Consider the following 23,113-nt stretch of genomic DNA (forward strand, 5'->3'; position numbering starts at 1 on the left):
AGCTTTCATATGCGAAGACGCAGAAAGGCGGCCCTGGCCAAAATGGTCATAGCCGCCTGCAAAACGCAACGCTTAGACTGCTGGGGGCTGGATGTTCGTCACCATTCCGTCGTAGGAGCTGACAAATCCCTCCCTGACGGCGGCCTCCTGCATACGTTCATAACTGGCATTGCCACGATGAGAGAAATGGTTGCACACGAACATAGTGTGTGAATCGGCCAGCCCCAACTTCACCATGCGATCCCTGACTCGCAGGTTGTCAGAAAAGTTCATGTGGACGTCGGAACTGAGATCAGTCAACCCTTGGGTGCAATCCAAGGAAACGTAGTCGTATTTTAGCCCAGCTTTGGCCAGATCCTTCCAGGTCGATTCATAGAAGCAGGCCGTATCATGCGCATACAGCAGCCCGACTTGACCGTCTGTCAGTCCATAGAAGAGACAATCACCGAAATGATGGCCATGCTTTGCCTCAAAAGCATATACCGTGTAGGTCCTGCCATTCCCAGCCGTCACTGTGACACTGTCACCAGGATGAAGAGCATGATACGTTAACTTGTCATAATCGTAATGCTCCTCCAGGAAGAAAGCCCGCTCGTAAAAGCCTTGGACAGTTTCAGAGCCATAGACATCCATATGTGTTGGATTGTCATCGGCGTACGAATCCATGCGATAAGCCAGATCCTCACCGTAAAAATGATCAGAATGCCAATGAGTGATGAAGAGCTGGGTGATTGCCGGTAGATCAAAGTTCTTATTATTAATAAAATGGCAATAGGTATCACCAGGAAAATCAAGCAGGAGTGCATCGTCGACCAAAGCCTGGGACTGAGTACGAATCTCTCTGCCTCCGATGCGTCTGGCCTGCTTGCACAGATCACACATGCAGAAAATGCCGGGGATTCTTTCAGCTGCGGCTGTCCCTAGATGTTCAAATTTCATAATTGCTCATACTCCTTTGTGATGGATGTCAATATTCATACCTGGCAGGTACGTCATACGATAACGACGAGAAGAGAACGTATGGACGCAATGGATTACTAAGCCAGCAAACCCCTTGGTACGAAGAGGGTTTGGGTGCGCAGCCGGCGATCCACGCTCATGCCTTCCGGAGCCTGCCGCCCCGGCTCGATCATGGATAAAAGCATGTCAACGCCCTGCCGGCCCATGCGATCCACCTGCTGGGAGATGACCGAAACCTGGGGACTGATCAGCTGAAAGACCTCCAGGTCGTCGAAGGAGACCAAAGGCACACGCGAGCGCTGGTCGCTGTCCCACTCCATGGCAATGGCCTTGATGGCATCGGCCGAATAGCCGAAGATAACGGCGTCCACCCCTTGACCGAGCAGGTGGCGCATGGTCGTGGCTGCCCGGTGGCGATCCTCGAACCCCTGGCGGACCACCAATCCCGTCAGCCCCTTACGGGCATCCACGCCGTCCAGAAAAGCCTGCTCGCGCTCGCGGAAGGTATAGGAGCGGCTCTCGGGGCCCGGGACGAAGGCCACTCGTCTGCATCCCCTCGCCGCCAGAGCGCCCAGGGCCGCCTCCAGGCCGGGCACCGGATCGGAATCCACCAGGGGGACACCAGGCAGGGTCCGGTCGGGACGATCCACGAAGACAACAGGGAATTCCCTTGCCAGCATGGTGCGCAGCATGGGCGATGTGGGTCCGTCAGGCACGACCAGAACACCATCCATATGCCGAGACAGAAGGATGCGGTAATAGTCCTCCTCCCTGCTGGCCTGGCAAGAGGACACGCCGATCAGGGGCGCGTAGCCTGCCGAGTAGAGCTGGTCCTGGACGGCGTAGACCAACTCGGAGAAATAAGGGTTGCGAATATCGGGGACCAGCAGACCTACGGCATGCGAGCGCGAGGATCGCATGGAACGGGCTCTACTGTCGGGGATGTAGCCCAGCTCCATGGCCGCCCGGCGGACCCTGTCCTTGGTGGGTGGGGAGATGCGCCCCTTGTCATTGAGCGCCTGGGAGACCGTGGATACGGACATGCCCGCCTGCTTGGCCACATCACTGATGGTCACCGACATGGGAACCCTCCGTCGTACCCTACCGAAATCGGATGTCTTGCTCCGGACGAGACCGACAGTGGTCGGCCCGCACAGACCTCTCGTGAGTTTCCAGTATAGGGGCAAATGATGCAACCTTTCACCACGGCGAGGCATGACAGACTTGGTTGGACTAGAGTGGTCTTGTTCGCGCGGCTGGTGGCAGCAGCCGTAGCACACATCGCAGAATTCCATCGGTCAAGACCGTACCGGATCGTCGCGCGGGCTCCTCACCTTCCCGTAGCGGCCCCGATGCGGATAGGCACCAGGGGTGCCGGAGAGGCAAGGTGACAGTGATGAGCATGACGGAGAATAGCGGCTTCGGGAGAACTCCCGGCCACAGACTGATCGTACGGGCGCTCGCCCTGGCAGCGGCGATCTGCATGGCAGCTACGAGCGCGGCCTGCGGGGCCAAGGGGGCAGATGACAAGGCCGATGATGGCTCCAAGCTCTCCTTCATGCTGGATTGGACGCCCAACACCAATCATGTGGGCATCTACGTGGCCCGACATCTGGGCTACTTCGACAAGGCCGGCCTGAAGCTGACCATCCTGCCGACAGCCCAGGCGGGAGCCGAGACCTCCGTCCAGAACGGGGTCGCCGACGTAGGCTTCTCCAAGCTGAGCAACCTGGCCACCTTCAACTCCCAGGGATCCGACCTGCGGCAGGTCTTCAACATAGGTCAGCATTCCGTGGCACGTTGGTGCTCGCTAGCCTCGCGTACCGACATTAAGACCCCCAAGGATTTCGACGGCAAGACCTTCGTCAGCTTCGGATCGGCCGAACAGACGGCCGTGGTCAAGCAGATGATCCGCTATGCAGGCGGCAAGGGCGACTTCAAGCGTGTGACCAGCGGCACCAACACCTTCGCCACCTTGACCAGCGGCAAGGGCGACTTCGCCGGCTTCTACGCCAACTGGGAGGGCGTGGAGAGCGAGCTCAAGGGACCAGCCCTGCACTGTTTCACCCAGGCCGACTGGGGAGTGCCCGGCAACCCGGATCAGCTGGGCTTCGTGGTCAAGAATTCCTGGTTGCAGCAGCCCGGCCACCGTCGCGCCCTGACAGCATTCGTCAAGGCCTGCCTGAAGGGATACAACTACGCCCTGAGCCACCCCGACCAGGCGGCGGACATCCTGGTCAAGGAGACCAAGGGATCGGCCATCGACCCGACCCTGGCCAAGCGCTCCATGGAGAGCATCGTCAAGGAGGGCTACTGGGTTGACAGTCCGGATCAAAAGAGCATCACCGGACTAATCAATGTCAAGGATGCCCAGGACTACCTGGACTTCCAGTTCAAGGCAGGCACCTACCGGGATGCCAAGAAGGGCGACCCCAACAAGGCCCCTCAGGCCACGGATCTGTGGACCGATCGGTACGTTCGGGAAGCAGCCGGTAAATGAAGTCGCGGAAGCAGAGCAGAACCCGGGCGCTGCCTCCGACCATCACTCTGCTGGCACTCCTCATCATCTGGGAACTGGCTGCCCGCTTGGGCGGAGTCAGCGAACAGGTTCTGCCGGCGCCCAGCCGAATCCTGGCTGCCACAGTGCAGTCCCGGGAGGACCTGCTGCCCGCCACCACCATCACCGCTCTTGAGGGCCTTCTGGGCTTCCTCCTGGCCTCGGTCCTGGGAATAGTGATCGGCCTGGCCCTCTACAGCTGGCGCACCCTGCATGATGCCCTCTACCCCCTGATCGCCGGCGCTCAGATGATTCCGCTGATCACCATCGCACCCTTGTTCGTGATCTGGTTCGGATTCGAGCCTCTGGGCAAGGTGGTCATCGTGGCCGTCTTCGCCATCTTCCCCATCGTGGTCCAGACCTACCGGGGGCTCAAGTCCGTGCCACGCTTCTACCAGGATGTAGCGCTGAACTGCGGTGCAACCCGGACTTGGACCCTATGGCACGTCAAGCTGAGGGTGGCCGCGGGGCAGATCTTCGGCGGCCTGCGCATCAGCGCCGCCTATGTATTCGCCACCGCGGCCACCTCGGAGTATCTGGGCGCCAGGAACGGCCTGGGTATATGGCTGCAGTCGGCCTTCAACTCCTTTAGAACCCCGCTGATCTTCTCGGCCACCCTGGTCATCATCCTGCTGACCGCCCTCCTGCTGGGCCTGATCACCCTGACCGAGCGGCTAATGCTCGGCGATGCCGGCGATGATCACATGGTCAATCCGGACGACGAGTGAAGAGTCCCGCAGCAGCAATCACCTACAGAATCTGACAGACTGGCCCAAGTAAGCGTGACGAGTCCCCTATCCACTGCATTAGCCAGGACTAGCAGGCAGAAGAACCGGCCTGCCATAATAGGGATGTACGGAAAAGTCAGATTCAGGATTATCAAGAGAAGATGAGAGGGACGATATCCATGAGCCATCCAGATGATACGAACGACGGGAACCAGACTCCCAATGACCAGGGCTCCGCCAACGGCTGGTCCCAGAACAGTCACACAGATGGAACCGGTTCAGGGCCCGCAGCCTACCCGAATCAGCCGCAACCAGACCAACCCGGCTATGCACAAGCAGCTTCTGACCAGAGCGACGTCTACCATCCGATCAACGAAGCCCAAAAACCTGCTGTCGATTACCAGCGGGAACAGTCATACCAAGGGCAACCATACGGTCAACAGCCGCAGGGTCAACAGCCAGGCTACAACCAGCAACAGCCCTATGGTCAACAGTCCAATGAACAGCAGTACTACGGACAGCAGCAGACGCCCTACGGTCAAAATTCGAATCCCGGCCAGGCCAATGGCCAGCCCAATGGTACGACCCCGCCAGCTGGCTATGCATCGGACAACTCTTATCAATCGCCTGAAGGTTGGTCGCAGGCAGGCTACCAATCGGGATATCAGGCAGGGTACCAGCCCGGACCCCAGGTCCCACAGTATCCGGCCTACCCCTATGCGGATGCCGGATTCAACGGTGAGCCGCCACTGAACGCACCCTGGTACGGCATTGACTTCGTAAACGCCTGCAAGCGTTTCTTCGTCAAATATTCCGTCTTCTCCGGGAGGGCCTCCCGTGGGGAATTCTGGTGGGCTTTTCTCATGATTTTCCTCATCGACTTTGCGGTCTCGATCATCACCTCAGGATCCATCTTTGTGGGACGGATCCTGTCCTTCCTGGTCGCCCTTGGACTTTTCATACCCAATCTGGCCGTGAGCATACGGCGACTTCATGACACCAACATGTCCGGCTTCTGGATACTCCTGCCTTTCGTAGGCGAACTGGTGGGCTGCATCCCTCTTGTCTTCGCCCTCGCGGCTATCATCGACGGGAATCCAGGATCCTCGCTCTCCCTGCTTGGCTTGGGCGTCTTGATCATGATCGCCGGAGCCGTCGCCGGGATCGTCCTGTTGGCCCGCCCCAGCGATCCACGAGGAGCACGCTTCGACAGATGAATCCAGCCTGCCCTTCGCCTTGAACGATACCAAGGCGAAGGGCAGAAGGTCTCAGAGCTCCACAGGAGGCTTGTTGGGGTCCTCAGGCACATGGGCAAACTTGGCTTGCAGGGCCTCGCGGCTCTTACGCTCGTCGTCCTCCTTGGCCTTGCGCTTGGCCTCCTCGGGGTCCCAGAGCACCTCCTGACGATGGTGGTCCCACTCAGCGCCCACTAGAGGGGCGAGCAGGTCGGCGAAAGCCTCAGGATCATCCAGTAATCTCAAGGCACGGACGACATCCTCGTCAGACAGGAAAGCCCGGGGAATGCCCAGTCGCTCGTTGAGCTCATTGATATAGACCAGAATTGGTGCAGCGGTCGCAGCATGGTCAGGGTCAGCGCCTGCACGCTGAAGCAGATCACGGCAGATCTCCAGGCTCGTAGCCAGGTCCTGGGCCACCGTCTCCTTGCCCTGAGAGGATTCGGCAGATTCGTTCTGATCATCCACGGACTGCTCGGCCTTGGCCACGCCAGCAGCCACCTCCTGCTGCCGGGCCTGGTCCCAGCCGCTGCCCAAGGTTTCGGCCAAATCCGCAAGCATCTTGGACTGGTCGTCCTTCGCCTGTGCAGCCGCCTCGATGGCATCGTTGGCAGCCATGAGGGCATCCACCAGCTCCTGGGGACGGCCAGGAATGTCCTCAGCGCCCTCATAGACGTATTCTGCGTCGGGAATGGTCACATCCTCGCCCGTCATCAGCTGCGCCAGCACCATGCTGATACGTACCTGCAGGTCCTCCGCATACTTGGCATCGTTGGCCAGGTGCTCGGCATTCGTCAAGGGCCAAAGGTCTACCAGCCTGGCCCCCTGCTCAGCCGCCTGGGCCACGGCTGGCCGTCCGGCTATCGCCTCCGCGCTTGCCTGTACATCCACCATGATCATCACGCTCCTTCATCGGGTTCTCGGACAGTCATCCACGACAGTATCCCCAGCTATCCTAAGCCGCACAAGCGGTCTTTACACGCCTGCCGCCGGGTCCGCATAGGCGATTCCCAGAACTTTGCCGGTTTCACAGTCCAGGGTGATGGAGGTCACCGAAGCCAGGGCGGTGGCCCTGAGGAGCATATTATGCTCGGGGTGACCGGTCTCCAAGAGATGACGATACGACCAGATGGGCGACTCATGCGAGACAGCCAGAACCTGTGCGTCAGGATGGCTGCGAACCACCTGACGAACGAAATCCCCCACTCGTCGAGCGATCTGCCGATATGACTCCCCCCAGCTGGGACGGCGCAAGTCCAGGATCAGCCGCAGGTTGGAAGGCCGCCAGAGAGCCCCCTGCCCGTGGCCGACGCGCTTGCCGCGGAATTCATTGCCAGCCTCGATCAGGCGACGGTCATAAATGGGCTCCAACGGTTTCAAGCCGTGTTGGACACGAGCAGGGTTGATCTGCTCAAGCAGGATGGCCGTGGTCTCCCTGGTCCTGTCCAGCGGAGAAGAATAGACGGCCTCCAGATCGCGCATGCAAGGGGCTTCGGCCATAAAGCGGGCCGTCGCCTCGACCATGGCCCTGCCCCTGCCAGACAGATGGAATCCCGGCAATCGTTCATAAAGAATATGATCGGGATTATCAACCTGGCCATGACGGACGAAATGAATGGTCGTCGCAGGCACGACCCACCTCCCAAGCTCCCCGACGGGCCCCTTGAGAGACCATGGCGGGGGGTAGAATTATCACTATCCGAATGGCACCGATCAGGCGCCAATATGGTTACCACTGTAGCAGTCCCCCCAGCACCCCCACTTCCTTTCGTGCGTCTAGAAGGTCTTGTGGAAAACATGCTTCGGGACCGTGAAAACACCCAGGGAAAGCGAGACGAACAACCCATGCCACGGCAACTGAAGGCGGCTCTGGTCGAAGCCGGTCACAGAGTCTTCGGAGGATACTCAGCGCTTCTGCGACTGCCTCATACGGCGCGGTTCGCAGTAGGGTCGGTCATTGCCTCCATGCCCTTCCCCATGGTGGGCATGACCATCACCATCTCGGTGCAGCACTACTACAGCAGTTATTCCCTGGCCGGAGCCCTGACCGCCATCCAGGCCGTGGCCCTGGCCCTGGTCAGCCCCATGCTGGGCAAGTTGGTTGACAAGTTCGGCCAGCGACAGGTCTCCATCCCCACGGTTCTGGTCTGGGTTGTGGCCGCCACGGTCCTGATCACAGCCATCACCGCCCACGCTCCCACCTGGGTGCTCTATTTGGTCACCCCCTTTATGGCTGCCATTCCGCCCTGGGGAGCCATGAGCCGTAGCCGGTGGACGCACCTGCTACGCGGCGACCACCGTGCCACCAACCAGGCCCTGTCCCTATCTGGGGTCTTCGACGAGGCCATGTGGGTGATCGGCAACCCATTGGCTTCCATATTGGCGGTCATTTCAGGCGTGTTGGCTTTCTCTTTCACCGGGATCTGCGTGCTGGTCGGGGCCTTGATGTTCCTCTCCTGTCGAGAAACCGAGCCCCCTTCGCAGACAGACATGGCGCGCGCCCAGGGCATCACCCGCAAGGAGTATCGGGAGCGGCAGGCTCAGCAGGTGGCCCGTCTGCGTGCCCAGGAGGGAGGGAACGGCCGCAGTGGCGCCTTCTGGAGCGCCGGCATGATCGCCATCTGTGCTACCTGGTTCGGTCTGGGAGCCTTCCAGAGCGCTGCATCCATCTCCATCATCGCCTTCGCCACCGAGCAGGGGATGAAGCAGATGACCGGGTTCGTCTTCGCCTGCTTCTCCTTCAGCTCCTTGGTCGGCGCTCTGCTCTACGGGGCCAAAAACTGGACCATCCCCCTCTGGAAGCGTTTCTACTTCTGCCTGCTGGTGGTCAACCTGGGCATCGGAACTTTCATGTTCGCCAGGAATCTTTGGACCATCATGGTCATCTACCTGATCATCGGTGTCTGCCAGGCACCCACCTGGATCAATGGCAACCAGCTCATGCTCCACCTGGTGCCGCCCATCCGCTTCACCGAAGGCATGGCCTGGCTGAGCGCCATGAATTCGATCGGGTCCTCGGCCGGTTCGGCTGTGGCCGGGCAGTTCATCGACCGTTACGGATCCCAGGGCGGGTTCGGGGTGGTCACTACCCTGGCTCTGGCCTCGCTGGCCATCGCCTTTGTAGGCTTCCGTCAGATTCGCAACAGCACTGAGGAGCCCATTCTGACCGAGCTACCCGCCTAGGGCATAACGTAAGGCTTTTGCACACAAGCGGTTCCCGGCACTCCGTCAGCACAGGAGGAATGATTGAATGGGCTACCGTGCGTAGATTAATCGGACAGCTGCTCAAGTTCGGCATCGTGGGCATCATCGCCTTCCTGATCGACATCGGCATCATGAACCTGCTGATCATGGGGCCGCACCTGAACAATGTCCTGGCCGGGGCCATCTCCTTCCTGATCTCGCTGGTTTTCAACTACCTGGCCAGCATGCGCTATGTCTTCAAGCATCGGGAGGACATGGCCCGGTGGATGGAGATGACGGTCTTCCTGGTCTCCTCAGTCATAGGCCTGGGGATCAACGAGGTGATCCTATGGATGGGCACTGCCATGCTGCCGCCGGACGCCATCACCACCATGCACGCCCGCTACCTGCTCCATGCCAACATCGCCAAGATCACTGCCACCGTCGTGGTGGCCATCTGGAACTTCCTGATCCGCAAGTGGCTGCTGGACGCGCCTGCACCCGGCAAGCCGGTCAACCCACGTTCGGTGGCCCACCGTCTGGGAGCCTGGTCCCTGCGTCACCAGCCCTTCGGCTGGCACTGAGCCAACCAGTCCGGGCGAGGCTACTATGGGACAGGAATAGTCAGCCATCCGCCAGGCGGACCGAATCATCCTGAGTGGGTCATGCCGGACGGACCGGAAAGGAAGCACCATGCCTGTCATCCACACTCATGTAAGCACACCCATCACCGCCGAACAGCGCGAGCGGATCAAGACCGCCTATGGCAAGGCCATCACCGCCGTCCCCGGCAAGTCCGAAGGATGGCTCATGTGCCCATTCGAGTCGAACATGCCCATCTACTTCGCCGGTGATGACAGCAAGCCTGCCGCCTATGTGGAAGTCAACGTCTTCGGCAGCGACGTGCCCAAGTCCGCCTGGGAAAGCCTGACCAAGACCATCATGGACACATTGGAATCAGAGCTGTCCATCCCCAAGGACCGCACCTACATTCGTTACACGGCCACTACTGACTGGGGTTGGAACGGCGGCAATTTCTGAATTGGCCAATTCCCTGTAACGCATAAGGAGGCCTTCCCGCTCATAATCTGCTGCGGGAAGGCCTCCTGCTTAAGCCCAGATCCCTATTTCAAAGGATCGTTATGGGATAAATGGGGGTCAGATCTGCTACTCAGCGACGACCTTGACCGTGAAAGCGGCCGAGATCTCGGGGTGCAGAGCTACGGTTGCCGGGAACTCGCCTGTGGTCTTGATGGTCTCCACGGAGATTGTGCGGGGATCCACGTCGGCCAGGGGACGAAGAGCCTGGGCGATGGCATCGTTGGAGATGCCGCCGAAGAGCTTGCCCGAATCAGACACCTTAGCTGCGATCTCGACGGTCTGCCCATCGATGGCGGCCTTGGCGGCCACGGCATCCTCACGGGTGGCCATGGACTTGGCGCGACGGGCCCGCTGCAGGGACTCGATCTGCGCAGCAGCGCCCTTGGACCAAGCGAAAGCCAGTCCCTGAGGAATCAGGAAGTTGCGCGCATAGCCAGGCTTGACCCCGACAACGTCGCCCTTGTGGCCCAGATCGGTCACGGTATCGGTCAGAATAACCTTGGTTTCCTTTGCCATAATCCTGACCTCCTTCAGCGACCGTTGGTGGCGTAGGGCAGCAGGGCCATCTCGCGGGCGTTCTTGATGGCCTTGGAGATCTCGCGCTGCTCCTGGACGGTGACACCGGTGATGCGGCGGGAACGGATCTTGCCGCGGTCAGAGATGAACTTACGCAGCAGAGCCACGTCCTTGTAATCGATGGTATGAATCTTGGCGGCCCTTAGAGGATTCGGCTTCTTCTTGAAGGGCTTGACCGGCGGTTGCGGCCTTTTACGTGACATTGGTACTCCTTAAATGAATGATGACGCTATGAAACTTCAGAATTCGGGTTCGTCCCCGGAACCACCGAACTCGCCGGTGGAACCGAAGGATCCGAAGGAATCGCCGGACCCGGTCGATGACCAGGGATCCTGAACAGGGGCCTGCTGGCTCTGCGCTGGCTGCTGACGACCCATGGGGGCCGATGCCGCGCTGGCGCCGCCCTGGTAGGAAGCCCCGCCCTGGTAGCCGCCGTTGTTGGAGCCGGCGAAACCACCGCGGGATCCACCGCCACCAGTGTTGGCGTTCCTGGTGACCTGGGCGGTGTTCCGTGTCAAAGCGGGTCCAATCTCGTCCAGACGCAGCTCCACGACCGTGCGGTTATTGCCCTCACGATCCTGATAGGAGCGCTGCACCAGACGACCCTGAGCGATAACCCTCATGCCCTTGGTCAGGCTGGCCTGAATGTTGGAGGCCATGGGGCTGTAGGTGGAATCCCAGGCCGAGCAACGCATGAAGAGCGAGTCGCCGTCCTCCCACTGCCCCGAGTTCCTATTGAACTGCCTGGGCGTGGACGCGATGGTCAGATTGGCCACCGTGCCTCCGTTGGAGGTCGTACGCACCTCCGGATCCGCAGTGAGATTGCCCACCACGGTGATGTATGTATCTCCCGCCATGTCACGACCTTTCCTCGGAATGAGGATTTAGGAATGCGCCTGTTGGGGCGAATCCCGCACCCTTGGACCTTCGACGCTTCGACGTCCTTTGCTGTTTGCTTACTTGTCGTCCTTGCGAAGAATCTTGGTACGGATGACGGACTCGTTCAGGTTCAGCACACGATCAAGCTCAGCGCTGGCGGAGGGCTCGCAGGTGTACTCGACCACTACGTAGTTGCCTTCCTTGTGCTTGTCGATCTCGTAGGCTAGCTTGCGACGACCCCAGACATCGATATTGTCGACAGAGCCGCCTTCCTTGGTGACCACCTCGAGATACTGGTCGGTCAGCTTCTTCAGCGAGCGCTCATCCATGGCCGGATCGGCAATGAACATCAATTCATACTTATGCGCAGACATCACCCACCTCCTTTGGACTTACAGGTCACGGGCCTTCCGTGACAGGAGGGTGTAGCACATCAACCCGCTATGCAACTTATACATAGACAGATAAGCCATATACTATCTATCGTGCCAGACAACCTGGCGGGTTGACATCATCCGGTTCAGGTCCTTGGATCAGAGATTTCAGTGGCCTTCCTGCCGATACCGCAATTCCGTCGTTTGCTTTGCCGGCATCCACCACGATTCATGCCTTTTGTACCATTCGATAGTGGCCTCAAGGCTCTTGGCGAAGTCCGCCTGAAGAGGCTTCCACCCCAACTCGCGCCGTATTTTCGAGGCGTCGATGGCATATCTTCTGTCGGCTCCCGGCCTATCCCCCACAAACTCCACTTCATCAAGAGGCCGGTTCATCACTGCCAGAATCATCCGCACCACAGCGAGATTGCTGAGGCGATTATCCGCTCCAACCAGATAGGTCTGCCCCAAACGACCCCGACGGTAGACATTCCAGATGGCTCTGCAATCATCCTCCACGCTGAGCCAGTCACGAACATCCTTGCCCTGGCCATACAGTTTGGGCCTGCGACCCGTCAGAATATTGGTTATTTGCCGGGGAATGAACTTTTCCACGTGCTGGAACGGACCATAGTTATTTGAGCTGTTCGTTATGGTCACTCTGGTGCCGTAAGTCCTCCACCAGGCCCTGACCAGATGATCAGAGGCCGCCTTTGTCGCCGAATACGGACTCGACGGACGATAGGGACTGCTCTCGTCAAATTTCGTCACATCCCCAACGGATGTATCGCCAAAGACCTCATCCGTAGACACATGATGAAAGCGCAGGTCATGGCGTCTCGCGGCCTCCAAAAGAACGTAGGTCCCATAAATGTTGGTATGAATAAAGGGAGCAGCATCCCTAATGGAATTGTCATTGTGCGATTCTGCCGCAAAATGGATGATTCCATTAATATGATGCTGCTTGACGATTTGCTCAACCAAAGATGAATCGCAGATATCACCCCTGATCACTATGGGCTTGCGCGACAAACCATCCAGATTATGCGGATTGGCGGCGTAGGTCATCTTGTCCAGAACAACGACCTTCGCCTGCGGACTCACTCGGGCAAGATATCGAACGAAGTTGGAGCCAATAAAACCTGCACCTCCGGTGACAAGAAGGCTGGCAACTTCATCCTTATCCGTCAATCCATGTCCTCCATGCCAGTACGGACAATCTCCATGCTTCTGTCGTTGATCAGGCCTGCAAAATTGGTGGTGCCATGATTGCGCACCACAAAATCGCAGGCGTTCTCATCGCTGGTGAAAGCGAGCTGCTCATAGTTGGAAAGGTTGGTGACGTCAGGGATGATCCGCATAGAGGCGATGATGCGGAAGTTCCCATCATTGAAGAGCTTGAGCGGCATGGAAAAATGAACCAGATGATGCCCTGGGGCATTGACGTGGAATTGGGCTCCGCAATCATAGGGGACCCCTCCCCGACCGGTATCCATGACCGACATGGGTATGTAGAAGTCGCTGTCTCCCCGATAGTCGTACTCCACATCGAACTCAAAGGTGTCGTCACAGGTAAGCAGCTGAGGCGATACCGGCAAGACCCTAAAGATAGGCACCTGATCGCTCAGTCCCGGCTCATGGGTCTGCTTTTCCTTTTCCACCTTCTTTTCCGTTTTTTTCTGCCCAGCCTGGAGGTTCTCCAAGGTGTACTGGCTGGCAACATCATTCTTATCGCCAGAAACTACGATCTCGCCGTCACGGATCAGGATGGCTTTGTTGCAGTATTTCTTGACGGAATCCATGCTATGCGTAACAAGAATGACCGTTTTGGTCGGATCTTTCTTGATTTCAGTGAAGAAATTATCGCATTTGCGCTGGAAGGCCTCATCACCGACTGCCAAAACCTCATCAAGCACCAGAATGTCGCCTTGCGCCTTGATGGCCACGGAAAAGGCCAGCCTGACCTGCATGCCGCTCGAGTAGTTTTTCAGCTTCTGATCCATGAATTCGCCCAGCTCGGCGAAATCGACGATTTCATCGTACATGGCTGCTACCTGGTCATGAGAGAAGCCGAGAAGCGCGCCATTCAAAAAAACGTTCTCCCGACCGGTCAATTCAGGATTGAAGCCCACGCCAAGCTCGATGAACGGCACCAACTTGCCTTGAATATCCACACTGCCGTGTTCCGGCACGTAGATTCCCGAGATGATTTTCAGCAGTGTGGACTTGCCCGAGCCATTTCTTCCCACGATGCCGAAGAAATCGCCCTGGTGCACTTGGAAGTTGATGTCTTTAAGAACAACCTGCTCTCTGTACCCTTTGATTCCCTTGGTCCAGTTGATGAAAGCCTGCTTTAGGCCAGTGGCCTGCTCAGTCGGCAACCTGAAGGACTTGGCTACATGGTCAACAGAGAGCACGACTGGCCGATCATCAAACTGATCAACATCTTGCATTACAGAACCTCCGCGAATTTTCTGCTATGCGACCGAAAGACATACAGGCCGAACATGAAAATAAGAACTGTCAATAGCAAAGGAATGAAAGCGAATAGCTTATTGCCGTACAGGGTCCAAACAGTGGGGACGTTCTCAGGGGAAATGAGATTATGACGCACGTCCATGATTACCTGGGCCGCGGGATCCAACAGCATGAATTTTGCAATCAAAGGATAATTCTTTTGCACCATGGACAATGGGTAAATAATGGGAACAGCATAAAACATAGCCTGAAGAACCACTTCCCAGATATGGGCGATATCACGATAATAAACGAACATCGTGGATAGGATCATGGCAATGCCCAGGGCAAGGATATAGAGCTGAAAAACATTGAGGGGGACCAGGAGAATCCTCCATGTGAAATGAGCCGTGGTGAACAGCCCGAAAACGATGACCACACCCAGGTTGATGGCCAGGCTGATCATGGACCCCATCGTGACTGACGCTACGATGATGTATGTAGGAAAATGAACCTTACGCAGCAGGTCTCCACGGTTGACAATCGATTGCAGCCCCATGCTGGTGGCTTCCGAGAAGAAACTCCACAGGCAGGTGCCGCAAAGCAGAACAATGGGGAATGTGGGCGTTCCGTCCGTGAAGTGAAGGAATCTCACAAAGACCACATACATGACGCAGAACAGCATCAGTGGCTTGAGAACCGACCACAGTACACCCAGGAAGGACCCTTGGTACCGAAGTTGAAAATCTGTCTTGACCAACTCTTTGAAAACGATAAACGAGTAGCGATACCTTTGCTGTAGTCGCTTTAAAGAAGCTTTCACAAAACTCCTATTCTACTGAACTCGTCCAATAGCGCAAAGGCTCATTATCGCAGGGAACCTCTTGCAAGGCAGCGGTTATTACCTTATATAAACAGGAAGCCCACAATTGGGAAGTAACATAAGTACCAACCACCGAGCGAGGAGTCTTATTCGGCATGAATAACGAGGACAGGCAAAACGGGCAGCGTATAAAAATCTATGTAGCCACCCGTACACGCGTTGCAGTCCCGCAATGCGATGCGATCAGTCTCCTGCAAGTCGGAACAGCGCAGGCGCCGGAAAAGCTCCCGCATATGCTTCACGACGACAGCGGGGACTCGATTTCTTCGCTCAATGCTATGTATTGCGAGCTCACTGCGCAATATTGGGCTTGGAAAAACATCGATGCCGATTACTACGGATTCTGCCACTACCGTCGCTACTTCGATTTCAGCGGCGTACCCCACCAGGCCAACGACTACGGCGAAATCATGGACGACTTCATCGATGAGGCCGCTGCACGGCGATATGGCCTAGATGATGAATCCATCAAGCGCCAGGTGATCGGATGGGATGTCATCACCTCTCCCGTCAACAATGTTGAAGCCATGGGGGGGTATCATTCGCTGATCCAGCATTATGCAGGCAACGATCACCTGCGAGTCGGCGACCTCCGCCTCATGTATGAAATCCTTTGCAAGAATTACCCCGACTACAGGGAGGATGCGGATGCCGTATTGCACGGCGACAAGGGTTCTTTCTGCAACATGTTCATAATGAAGAAAGAAATCTTCCGCCAATATTGCCAGTGGCTGTTTCCGCTCCTGCAAAAGTTCACGGCCATATGGGATGCATCCACGGCCGACATTGAACGCCTGAGAACGCCGGGACACCTGGCCGAAAGGCTGCTTAACATCTTCCTTTGCCATCATCAGCGCACCAGCGGGAATTGGAAAATCAAGCAACTGGGATGCGTGCACTTCCGCTATCCCGATGCTCAGGAAACCGCTGAACCGGCAAACGCAACGGACAAGGCTGTACCCGTGGTACTGGCGGCCAACAACGCCTATGTGCCTATGCTGGCCACGACATTAACGTCCTTACTGCGCAATTCATCAGCGAATCGTCGATACCGCATCATTGTCCTGGAGCAGGATATATCAAAGGACAATAAAGAAATCCTTGCAGGGATATTCGCCAAATACCCCTGGTGTTCTTTGCATTTCCTTGATGTACGGCAGCGTATGGCCGGCAGGGCTCTGACGACCAACAACGGTTTTATCAGCAATGAAACCTATTACCGATTCCTGATCCAGGAGGTGCTGCCTCAATACGACAAGGTGGTGTATCTGGACTCCGACCTGGTTGTCAACCGAGACATAGCCGAGCTCTACGATACCGACGTCAGCCAGTACGCTGTGGCAGCAGTCAAGGATCTGGACTTTTTAGGCAACCTGGGGTATTCCGATGGCAAGCGTCTGCAATACGCCCGCAATGTGTTGCATCTGAAGCATCCGTATACATACTTCCAGGCCGGAGTGCTGGTGATGAACCTGAAGGCTCTCCGAAGAATACACACCACCAACGAATGGATGCGGCTGGCAGCAAACCCTCACTACATATACAACGATCAAGACATACTCAACATGGAATGCCAGGGAAAGGTCAGGTTCCTTGACGGTCGGTGGAACGTCCTGCACGATTGCAACGACCGTGTCGAGACGGTCTTTCGGTATGCGCCTGCACAGGCATTCAAGGACTATGTACAAGCCCGTGAGGAGCCCTATATTGTTCATTATGCCGGCTTCGACAAGCCATGGCTAGATCCTTGGTGTGACCTATCCACCTGGTATTGGCTGTACGTCCGGCACTCCCCGCTTTTCCACCAGATACTGGCCATCATGACCAAGACTGAATCTCTTTCAACCGGACATCATAAGCGTCTTATTACCGAAGACAGCCCCATAAGGCAGTATGCCGACAAGATACTTCCTGTTGGCTCCAAGAGGCGCTCCCGCGTCAAATCACTGCTGCGAGTCATACTGCATAAAGCGTAAACAGCATTGGCATGCGCAGTGCCAATTGACTGCTTCTACTCTCGATGCCACAAATCGCGGGTATAGACCTTGTCTGCCACATCGTTCAATTCCTCAGTCATCCGGTTGCACACAATCAGATCACATGAGGCCTTGAATTCATCGAGATCATGGGTCACCCTATGCCCGGCGAAACTATCGGCAGCCATGGGCTCGTAAATGATGAAATCCACACCCAGGCTATCCAGGTACTCCATGATGCCCTGGATGGAACTTGCACGGAAGTTATCCGAACCCTTCTTCATGACCAGCCGGTAGATTCCAGCCAGTTTGGGCTTGCGAGAGGCGATTTGCTCCGCTATGAACCGCTTGCGCGTATCGTTGGATTCAACCACGGCCTTGATCAGGGTCTGCGGCACATCCTTGTAGTTGGCCAGCAACTGCTTGGAATCCTTGGGCAGGCAATACCCGCCATAGCCGAATGAAGGGTTGTTGTAGTAATCGCCAATCCGGGGATCCAGGCACACGCCCTTGATGATCTGCGCCGTATCCAAGCCACGAACGTCGGCGTAGGTGTCCATTTCGTTGAAGTACGAAATCCTCAGTGCTAAATAGGTGTTTGAGAAGAGCTTGATGGCCTCTGCCTCAGTGGCACGGAGCAACAGGCAAGGAATTCCGTCATCCTCAGCACCCTGCTGGAGCAGCTGAGCGAACTGCTCACCATAATGCCTCCAGTCCTGCACGTGGTCGGCAGGAATGCCAACGACAATCCTCGATGGATGCAGGTTGTCGGCAAGCGCGTGGCCCTCGCGAAGAAACTCGGGTGAGAACACAATGCGCAATTGCGGATAACGCTTGCATATGGTCTCGGTGTACCCTACCGGAACCGTCGATTTGATGACGATGCAGGCCTGGGTGTGCCGTTTATCCAACCTCTGGAGCTCCTGCTCGATTGATGAGGTATCAAAGTAATTGCGCTCCTCGTCATAATCGGTCGGAGTGGCAAGAACGATGAAATCCGGCTCCTCGTAAGCCCAGTCAGAATCCAGCGTAGCTTGCAGGTCGCATTTTCCGGAAGCAAGAAAGGCGCTGATCTCAGAATCCTTGATGGGCGATTGCCCTTGGTTGATGGCATCGACCTTGCCTTTCAGAACATCCAGGGCTCGCACCTCATTGTGCTGTGACAACAGACAGGCCAGGGACAGACCGACATAGCCAGTACCTACGATCGTTATTTTCATACCTAACAGTCTACAGTTCATTCCATACTGGAAGTGCCAGGGAACCAGTTGTGTAATCCAGCTGAATATTCAATGGTTATGCTCCTGCCTATTGCGGCATCCAGGTAAGATACGTAAAGACTTCGTCGCCCTCGATTAGCTATACAAGGAGATGCCAGCTATATGCCAAAGATCTCAGTCGTAATTCCCGCCTACAACGTGGGCAGGTACCTTCCGGAATGCCTTGCCAGCATCAGCTCACAAGATTATAAGGACTTCGAAGCTCTGGTCATCAATGACGCAAGCACGGACAACACGGCGTCCGTTGCAGCGGAAGCAGCCGGCAAAGACGAGAGAATTCGATTGGTGGAGCACCCAAGCAACATGGGCACTCACTTGACCAGACGCACTGGCGTGCAGGAAGCCAAAGGCGAATATACCTTCTTCCTGGATGGCGATGATGCCCTGGCTCCTTCCATGCTCAGCGAGCTGTCAGAGGCCATAGACCTTCACCCTGCCGACATCATGCATTTCGGCATCACTGTGACGGCAGCGAACGGCACTCTGGACAGAGAACGGCAGGATTTCGAGAGCTTCAATAACAAGCCCACCAAGCCAAGCCAGGGTCTTGATATCGTTCGCGACATTTTTGATGAAGACCGCGGACAACAGGTGGACTGGCGGTTCACCCAGCGGCTCTATAAAACGGCCCTGCTCAAGAAAGCCTTTGCCGTCATGACCGACAATCGCCTAGGCCGCTCCCAGGATGGGTACGAGTGCTTTGTCACCTCAGCGCTTGCTCAGTCTTATCAACCGATCAAGGAATGCAGGGGATACCGCTATTACTATGGCCGTGGAATCAGTGGCACCGCGCAGATCACCCCCAAGCTGTATGCACGATATTGCCGGGAATTCCAATCGAACTTTGCAGCTGCTTATGATTTCGCCAACAGCCAGCACTCGGCCATATTGCAGAAGTGCGCCCTGGGATTCGAGCATAAGGGCACGGAAATACTGGCCAATGACTGGCTGCTGCGCATCGATGATGGGCATAAGGCAGAGGCCGCCCATGGTATGAGCGACGTTTTCGGCCCCGCCATCACCGGCAGGGAGATCTATCGCTTTATTCGAGACAGAGCATATGACTTTCTTCATCAGCAATCCGCCATTGATGACACGGACCCTCTGTGGGGTTGGAAAGCCATAGCAGACAGGATATTTGTGAACTCCGCTCCCCCTCTACAGCTTGAACGCTATCAAAGCATGCGCAGCAAGGCCAATGAACATCTGACCGATCTGAAGGCCCGACAGACGCTTGATGCCTATAATCGGCAGCGCATCAGGATTTTCGTAACAACGCACAAAAAAGTCGACATCCCCAAGTCCGAGATCCTGCAACCCGTGCAGGTAGGCCCTGGCCTTACAAAGGCAAGGATGAAGAATACCCTGCACGATGATGACGGCACTAACATCTCAGAGAAAAACCCCAGATACTGCGAACTCACCACACAGTACTGGGCATGGAAAAACGTCGACGCCGACTATTACGGCTTCTGCCATTACCGTCGATACTTCGATTTCTCCAAGGCCACCCACAGGGAGAATCCTTACGGGGAAATCATGGATGACTATATCGACGATGCCGCCATCAAGCGATATGGCCTGGACGACGCGACTATCTCCGCAACTGTCAAGGGCTATGACGTTATCACCACCGGCATCAAGGACCTTCGAACAACCATCGACAATTGGGGTAGCCCGCTGGCTCTGTACAGGGCCGCACCGGACCTGTACCTGAAGGACCTGCAAAAGGCATGCGCCATCGTCATGAAGTCGCACCCTGACTATAGCGATGACGTCAAGCAGTATCTGCATGGGCATTATTCATGCTTCTGCAATATGTTTATTATGCGCAAGGACCTCTTCTTTGCTTACTGCCAGTGGCTGTTCCCCATACTTGACGAATTCGAGCAGAGCACCGACATGTCTGCATACAGCCAGGAGGGTCTGCGCACGCCAGGCCATCTGGCCGAGCGGCTTTTCAACATCTGGCTTATTCACCAGCGTCGGGTCAGGCCCACATTGCGTACCAAAGAGCTGCAATGCGTTCATTTTACCCACCCAGAACAGCAGACGATCTGCAGGCCCCTTGAACTTGCCGACAATGCAAAAGAGATCATTCCGGTTGTTTTCGCGGCCAATGACGCCTATGTACCCATGCTGACTACAGCCATATACTCGCTGCTGTCAAACGCATCAGACAAGTATCACTACGATATTGTCGTTCTGGAAAGGGACATCAGCAAGCAGCATAAGGCGGTCATGAGGAAGTTCCTTGTGTCCTCCCCCAACATCACCTTGCGCTTCGTGAATGTGGAACGTGAAATTGCCGGCTGCAACCTGACAACCTCCAACCAACACATCAGCATCGAAACCTACTACCGATTTATCATCCAGACTGTTCTGCCTTTTTATGACAAGGTTTTGTATCTGGATTCAGATCTGGTAGTGAACGACGATATTGCAGAACTCTACAATACAGATCTGGGTACTGATCTTTTAGCCGCTATCCACGATATCGATTACCTGGGCAACCTGAACAACAAGGATGGCAAGCGGCTGCGCTACAGCAGGCAGGTATTAGGCATGCGGGATCCTTATTCCTACTTCCAGGCAGGCGTACTGTTGCTGAACACTGCTGAGATGCGAAAGCTGCACTCCCTGCCGGAATGGCTACGGCTGTCTTCAAATACCAGCTTTATTTACAACGACCAGGATGTTCTGAACGCCCAGTGCCAGGGCCGGGTGACTTATCTGGATTGGTCATGGAACGTGATACATGACTGCGACACCAGGCTGGAGCGTATATTCAGCCATGCACCAGCCAATGCCTACCGCGACTACCTTCAGTCCCGTAAGCAGCCAAGGATTATTCACTACGCTGGATTCATAAAACCTTGGAATGATGCCAGTTGTGATCTGGCTGACGTGTATTGGTCCTACGCCAGACAGACCCCCTTCTACGAGAGCCTGATACAACACCTGTCTGGATCCTCCCATAACCAGGTACAGGTGGCACAGCATGAACGCGTGATTGCCGAGGACAATGGACTCCGCAGGTTGGTAGACCCTATCGCCCCAATCGGCAGCGCCCGTCGCGAGATCTTGAAAACGGTAGCCAGGGCAGTGGAAGGTCGGCACTAGCCCCGTCCAGACGCTGCCGGTCCTCCTGCGAAGAAGGTCGGCAGCGTCTGATTTCTTTCAGCAGCAATGCAAGGCACACTGTTCGTATCTATCCCAAGCCGTTGACCGACAACTACCTCTCAAGCCCTAAATATAAGACGCATAGATTGCTCATCTGCATGCGAATCGATACAGATTCCATTGACTCCCCGGCTCATTGGGAGAATCAAGGGCGCTGATTTTTACCAGTGTTCCCCGTCGTTCATATTCATTGATCAAACGGTCGTCATGGAAGGGATAGTACTGCGCCTTGTAGGTGAACATACGCAGGCTTGGAGATTGTGGGCCCATAGTCAAAAAGTACTTGTTGCTTCTCTCTTCAGGTTGGCTCTTTGCCTTATAACTGGTCACGACAGGGCACACTGCATGCAGCAAGCGTTCGGAATCACCTGAGGCGAATGCACGCTCCACCCTTCCGAACACCTGGCCATTTTTCGTATCCATGGGGTTGTATACCGGATACAACATATCCATTCCGTAGAGAGCCATTCCATACATAGAGCCATTCAAGGGGTCAGACACCACTACAGCATTGTCTTCCACCAAGTCGTGTACCTTCTTCAAGGCATAGTATTTATCATGGCTCAATTGCTCCCCTGGAGTTTGCGTTTCGATATCCGTGCTACCAGCGACAATGGCCGACAATTGCCTTTTTGCCGGTTCAAAACACGAGCAGACCACCAAGACTACGACCAGAAGCAACACCGTGATCACACTGACAGGCGAGAGTTGAACCTGGGATGACACGGGCTGGAATAGAACATGGGTCTTCAGGCCCCTGCCAGGACGAGGCTCAAAAAGGCAACGCAGACCAAAGGCCAACAGGGGAACAACCGCCAAAGGTATCATCGTCAGGGGCCGAGTCTCGCCACGATACCAGGCAGCAGTGATCACGTTGGCCACTGGCCCAGTAAGTGCGGAACTCGAAACGAAAATCAGGGTAGTAAGAAGAAATGCTCCGTCCACAGCAAGTGCATCACGAAAACGCTCCCCGCAAAGCAACACAACTGCAATAAAACAAATAAAGACCAAAATTGCCATAAAGATGCCTGCAAGGCCAGGAATGGCATCAGTCAACACTGTTTTCACCGCATTACCAAGACTTCTGGTAGGCCGAAAGGTATGGAACCATGACCCAGGATGCAGGTAATCCTTGCCGTGATCACGGTGAGAGACATATGCAAAGAAGAGCCCCGCTGCGAGAAATATGCATAGAAGGAAGCAGAGAATGTCTTTTTTGGACATTTTCACCAGTATAAAAGGACCTATGAAAACCAAATAGGTAAAAGCCACTCGAGGGTGAGCCAATAACATCAGCAAGCCGAGAACAATCGTCAGCAGAGACCAACGGAGTACCTGAGCAACTGTGCGTTCGCTCTGTATAGTGACTGCATCCATTAACCTAAGACTGGAATACATCAGCAAAGGCAGAATCGATGTAGCAAGTCCATAAGCAATGAGCGGTCCGGCGTTCAACATCCAGTAGGGCTGCGCCACCGATACCACGGATAGCACTGGTACTGCGATATTAAGAATGATCCGACATCTCTTTGATGCATCTGAATAGAAATAAGAACACCACAGCAACATACCTATCGGGAAAAGAAGACCCGAAGTGACCAGCCATATCAAATTCAGTCCGGTAAATATATTGACTTGAATCCCTAACCAGCTTGAGACACTAAGCAATACATAGACTAAAACATGAAACAGGGGTGGATAAAAACTGTCATTAGGGTTAAGCTCCCACACGACTGACAAG

General features: G+C 55.7%; 21 protein-coding genes. 8 read left to right on the plus strand and 13 right to left on the minus strand.

Annotation, left to right across the window (positions count from 1 at the left end; genetic code table 11):
* Positions 1 to 72: 72 nt before the first annotated feature.
* Both CI603_RS00585 and CI603_RS00590 read right to left on the minus strand, forming a co-directional pair.
* Positions 73 to 939, minus strand: a complete 867-nt coding sequence (locus CI603_RS00585) for an MBL fold metallo-hydrolase (protein ID WP_121912614.1) — start codon at positions 937 to 939, stop codon at positions 73 to 75.
* A 98-nt stretch (positions 940 to 1,037) separates the two neighbouring features.
* The gene (locus CI603_RS00590) at positions 1,038 to 2,042 is read right to left on the minus strand and encodes a LacI family DNA-binding transcriptional regulator (RefSeq protein WP_183122170.1); all 1,005 of its coding nucleotides are present in this window, start codon (positions 2,040 to 2,042) and stop codon (positions 1,038 to 1,040) included.
* Between the two features lie 320 nt (positions 2,043 to 2,362).
* On the opposite strand from CI603_RS00590, the gene CI603_RS00595 reads away from it, so the two are divergent.
* The 3 genes from CI603_RS00595 (at position 2,363) to CI603_RS00605 (ending at position 5,462) form a co-directional block, all read left to right on the plus strand.
* Positions 2,363 to 3,460 (plus strand): ABC transporter substrate-binding protein, encoded by a 1,098-nt coding sequence (locus CI603_RS00595; RefSeq protein ID WP_259465429.1) that lies wholly within the window; start codon positions 2,363 to 2,365, stop codon positions 3,458 to 3,460.
* On the plus strand, positions 3,457 to 4,245 hold the full coding sequence (locus CI603_RS00600; RefSeq protein WP_121912617.1) for an ABC transporter permease: 789 nt from the start codon (positions 3,457 to 3,459) through the stop codon (positions 4,243 to 4,245). The genes CI603_RS00595 and CI603_RS00600 overlap by 4 nt, the downstream gene beginning before the upstream one ends.
* A gap of 179 nt (positions 4,246 to 4,424) precedes the next feature.
* The gene (locus CI603_RS00605) at positions 4,425 to 5,462 is read left to right on the plus strand and encodes a DUF805 domain-containing protein (RefSeq protein ID WP_183122171.1); all 1,038 of its coding nucleotides are present in this window, start codon (positions 4,425 to 4,427) and stop codon (positions 5,460 to 5,462) included.
* 51 nt (positions 5,463 to 5,513) lie between these two features.
* Here CI603_RS00605 and CI603_RS00610 read toward each other — a convergent pair whose 3' ends face one another.
* Together CI603_RS00610 and CI603_RS00615 are read right to left on the minus strand one after the other, a co-directional pair.
* Complete coding sequence (locus CI603_RS00610) at positions 5,514 to 6,374, minus strand: hypothetical protein (RefSeq protein ID WP_147438251.1); 861 nt, start codon at positions 6,372 to 6,374, stop codon at positions 5,514 to 5,516.
* A gap of 81 nt (positions 6,375 to 6,455) precedes the next feature.
* On the minus strand, positions 6,456 to 7,112 hold the full coding sequence (locus tag CI603_RS00615) for a histidine phosphatase family protein (RefSeq protein WP_121912620.1): 657 nt from the start codon (positions 7,110 to 7,112) through the stop codon (positions 6,456 to 6,458).
* 213 nt (positions 7,113 to 7,325) lie between these two features.
* Between CI603_RS00615 and CI603_RS00620 the strand changes: the two genes are divergently transcribed.
* The 3 genes from CI603_RS00620 to CI603_RS00630 all read left to right on the plus strand — a co-directional run bounded on the left by CI603_RS00620 (position 7,326) and on the right by CI603_RS00630 (position 9,704).
* Complete coding sequence (locus CI603_RS00620; protein WP_121912637.1) at positions 7,326 to 8,663, plus strand: MFS transporter; 1,338 nt, start codon at positions 7,326 to 7,328, stop codon at positions 8,661 to 8,663.
* 77 nt (positions 8,664 to 8,740) lie between these two features.
* Positions 8,741 to 9,247, plus strand: a complete 507-nt coding sequence (locus CI603_RS00625) for a GtrA family protein (protein WP_121912638.1) — start codon at positions 8,741 to 8,743, stop codon at positions 9,245 to 9,247.
* A 109-nt stretch (positions 9,248 to 9,356) separates the two neighbouring features.
* Positions 9,357 to 9,704, plus strand: coding sequence for a phenylpyruvate tautomerase MIF-related protein (locus tag CI603_RS00630; RefSeq protein WP_121912621.1), 348 nt, complete (start codon positions 9,357 to 9,359; stop codon positions 9,702 to 9,704).
* A gap of 126 nt (positions 9,705 to 9,830) precedes the next feature.
* On the opposite strand, the gene rplI is transcribed toward CI603_RS00630, so the two are convergent.
* From rplI to CI603_RS00665, 7 genes are all read right to left on the minus strand, one after another.
* Positions 9,831 to 10,280, minus strand: coding sequence for a 50S ribosomal protein L9 (gene rplI / locus CI603_RS00635; RefSeq protein ID WP_110424820.1), 450 nt, complete (start codon positions 10,278 to 10,280; stop codon positions 9,831 to 9,833).
* A gap of 14 nt (positions 10,281 to 10,294) precedes the next feature.
* The gene (gene rpsR, locus CI603_RS00640) at positions 10,295 to 10,543 is read right to left on the minus strand and encodes a 30S ribosomal protein S18 (protein WP_015021310.1); all 249 of its coding nucleotides are present in this window, start codon (positions 10,541 to 10,543) and stop codon (positions 10,295 to 10,297) included.
* 36 nt (positions 10,544 to 10,579) lie between these two features.
* Complete coding sequence (locus CI603_RS00645) at positions 10,580 to 11,197, minus strand: single-stranded DNA-binding protein (RefSeq protein ID WP_046322387.1); 618 nt, start codon at positions 11,195 to 11,197, stop codon at positions 10,580 to 10,582.
* 99 nt (positions 11,198 to 11,296) lie between these two features.
* Positions 11,297 to 11,593 carry a 30S ribosomal protein S6 gene (gene rpsF, locus CI603_RS00650; protein WP_015021308.1) on the minus strand — a complete coding sequence of 99 codons (297 nt, stop codon included), beginning with the start codon at positions 11,591 to 11,593 and terminating at the stop codon, positions 11,297 to 11,299.
* Positions 11,594 to 11,761: 168 nt separating this feature from the next.
* Positions 11,762 to 12,784, minus strand: a complete 1,023-nt coding sequence (gene rfbB / locus CI603_RS00655; protein WP_121912622.1) for a dTDP-glucose 4,6-dehydratase — start codon at positions 12,782 to 12,784, stop codon at positions 11,762 to 11,764.
* Positions 12,781 to 14,046, minus strand: a complete 1,266-nt coding sequence (locus CI603_RS00660) for an ABC transporter ATP-binding protein (RefSeq protein ID WP_121912623.1) — start codon at positions 14,044 to 14,046, stop codon at positions 12,781 to 12,783. The genes rfbB and CI603_RS00660 overlap by 4 nt, the downstream gene beginning before the upstream one ends.
* Positions 14,046 to 14,873 carry an ABC transporter permease gene (locus CI603_RS00665; protein ID WP_046322381.1) on the minus strand — a complete coding sequence of 276 codons (828 nt, stop codon included), beginning with the start codon at positions 14,871 to 14,873 and terminating at the stop codon, positions 14,046 to 14,048. The genes CI603_RS00660 and CI603_RS00665 overlap by 1 nt, the downstream gene beginning before the upstream one ends.
* A gap of 155 nt (positions 14,874 to 15,028) precedes the next feature.
* Here CI603_RS00665 and CI603_RS00670 point away from each other — a divergent pair, with 155 nt between their 5' ends.
* Positions 15,029 to 16,909, plus strand: coding sequence for a DUF4422 domain-containing protein (locus CI603_RS00670; protein ID WP_121912624.1), 1,881 nt, complete (start codon positions 15,029 to 15,031; stop codon positions 16,907 to 16,909).
* A 35-nt stretch (positions 16,910 to 16,944) separates the two neighbouring features.
* Here CI603_RS00670 and CI603_RS00675 read toward each other — a convergent pair whose 3' ends face one another.
* Positions 16,945 to 18,129 carry a nucleotide sugar dehydrogenase gene (locus tag CI603_RS00675; RefSeq protein ID WP_121912625.1) on the minus strand — a complete coding sequence of 395 codons (1,185 nt, stop codon included), beginning with the start codon at positions 18,127 to 18,129 and terminating at the stop codon, positions 16,945 to 16,947.
* Positions 18,130 to 18,291: 162 nt separating this feature from the next.
* Between CI603_RS00675 and CI603_RS00680 the strand changes: the two genes are divergently transcribed.
* The gene (locus tag CI603_RS00680) at positions 18,292 to 21,312 is read left to right on the plus strand and encodes a DUF4422 domain-containing protein (RefSeq protein ID WP_121912626.1); all 3,021 of its coding nucleotides are present in this window, start codon (positions 18,292 to 18,294) and stop codon (positions 21,310 to 21,312) included.
* A gap of 150 nt (positions 21,313 to 21,462) precedes the next feature.
* On the opposite strand, the gene CI603_RS08980 is transcribed toward CI603_RS00680, so the two are convergent.
* The coding region (locus CI603_RS08980) for a DUF6541 family protein (RefSeq protein ID WP_183122172.1) at positions 21,463 to 23,113 on the minus strand (1,651 nt) is incomplete at its 5' end.

It is taken from the genome of Bifidobacterium sp. wkB338 (genome assembly GCF_003688325.1).
GTDB classification, from domain to species: Bacteria; Actinomycetota; Actinomycetes; order Actinomycetales; family Bifidobacteriaceae; genus Bombiscardovia; species Bombiscardovia polysaccharolytica.

What these genes read in the sequence shown, in the direction of transcription:
- CI603_RS00590 (WP_183122170.1), bottom strand. Translation starts at nt 2,042, where the DNA reads ATGTCGGTGACCATCAGTGATGTGGCCAAGCAGGCGGGCATGTCCGTA.
- CI603_RS00630 (WP_121912621.1), top strand. Translation starts at nt 9,357, where the DNA reads ATGCCTGTCATCCACACTCATGTAAGCACACCCATCACCGCCGAACAG.
- CI603_RS00605 (WP_183122171.1), top strand. Translation starts at nt 4,425, where the DNA reads ATGAGCCATCCAGATGATACGAACGACGGGAACCAGACTCCCAATGAC.
- CI603_RS00675 (WP_121912625.1), bottom strand. Translation starts at nt 18,129, where the DNA reads ATGAAAATAACGATCGTAGGTACTGGCTATGTCGGTCTGTCCCTGGCC.
- rplI (WP_110424820.1), bottom strand. Translation starts at nt 10,280, where the DNA reads ATGGCAAAGGAAACCAAGGTTATTCTGACCGATACCGTGACCGATCTG.
- rpsF (WP_015021308.1), bottom strand. Translation starts at nt 11,593, where the DNA reads ATGTCTGCGCATAAGTATGAATTGATGTTCATTGCCGATCCGGCCATG.
- CI603_RS00645 (WP_046322387.1), bottom strand. Translation starts at nt 11,197, where the DNA reads ATGGCGGGAGATACATACATCACCGTGGTGGGCAATCTCACTGCGGAT.
- CI603_RS00620 (WP_121912637.1), top strand. Translation starts at nt 7,326, where the DNA reads ATGCCACGGCAACTGAAGGCGGCTCTGGTCGAAGCCGGTCACAGAGTC.
- CI603_RS00680 (WP_121912626.1), top strand. Translation starts at nt 18,292, where the DNA reads ATGCCAAAGATCTCAGTCGTAATTCCCGCCTACAACGTGGGCAGGTAC.
- CI603_RS00600 (WP_121912617.1), top strand. Translation starts at nt 3,457, where the DNA reads ATGAAGTCGCGGAAGCAGAGCAGAACCCGGGCGCTGCCTCCGACCATC.
- CI603_RS00585 (WP_121912614.1), bottom strand. Translation starts at nt 939, where the DNA reads ATGAAATTTGAACATCTAGGGACAGCCGCAGCTGAAAGAATCCCCGGC.
- CI603_RS00670 (WP_121912624.1), top strand. Translation starts at nt 15,029, where the DNA reads ATGAATAACGAGGACAGGCAAAACGGGCAGCGTATAAAAATCTATGTA.
- CI603_RS00660 (WP_121912623.1), bottom strand. Translation starts at nt 14,046, where the DNA reads ATGCAAGATGTTGATCAGTTTGATGATCGGCCAGTCGTGCTCTCTGTT.
- CI603_RS00610 (WP_147438251.1), bottom strand. Translation starts at nt 6,374, where the DNA reads ATGGTGGATGTACAGGCAAGCGCGGAGGCGATAGCCGGACGGCCAGCC.
- rpsR (WP_015021310.1), bottom strand. Translation starts at nt 10,543, where the DNA reads ATGTCACGTAAAAGGCCGCAACCGCCGGTCAAGCCCTTCAAGAAGAAG.
- CI603_RS00595 (WP_259465429.1), top strand. Translation starts at nt 2,363, where the DNA reads ATGACGGAGAATAGCGGCTTCGGGAGAACTCCCGGCCACAGACTGATC.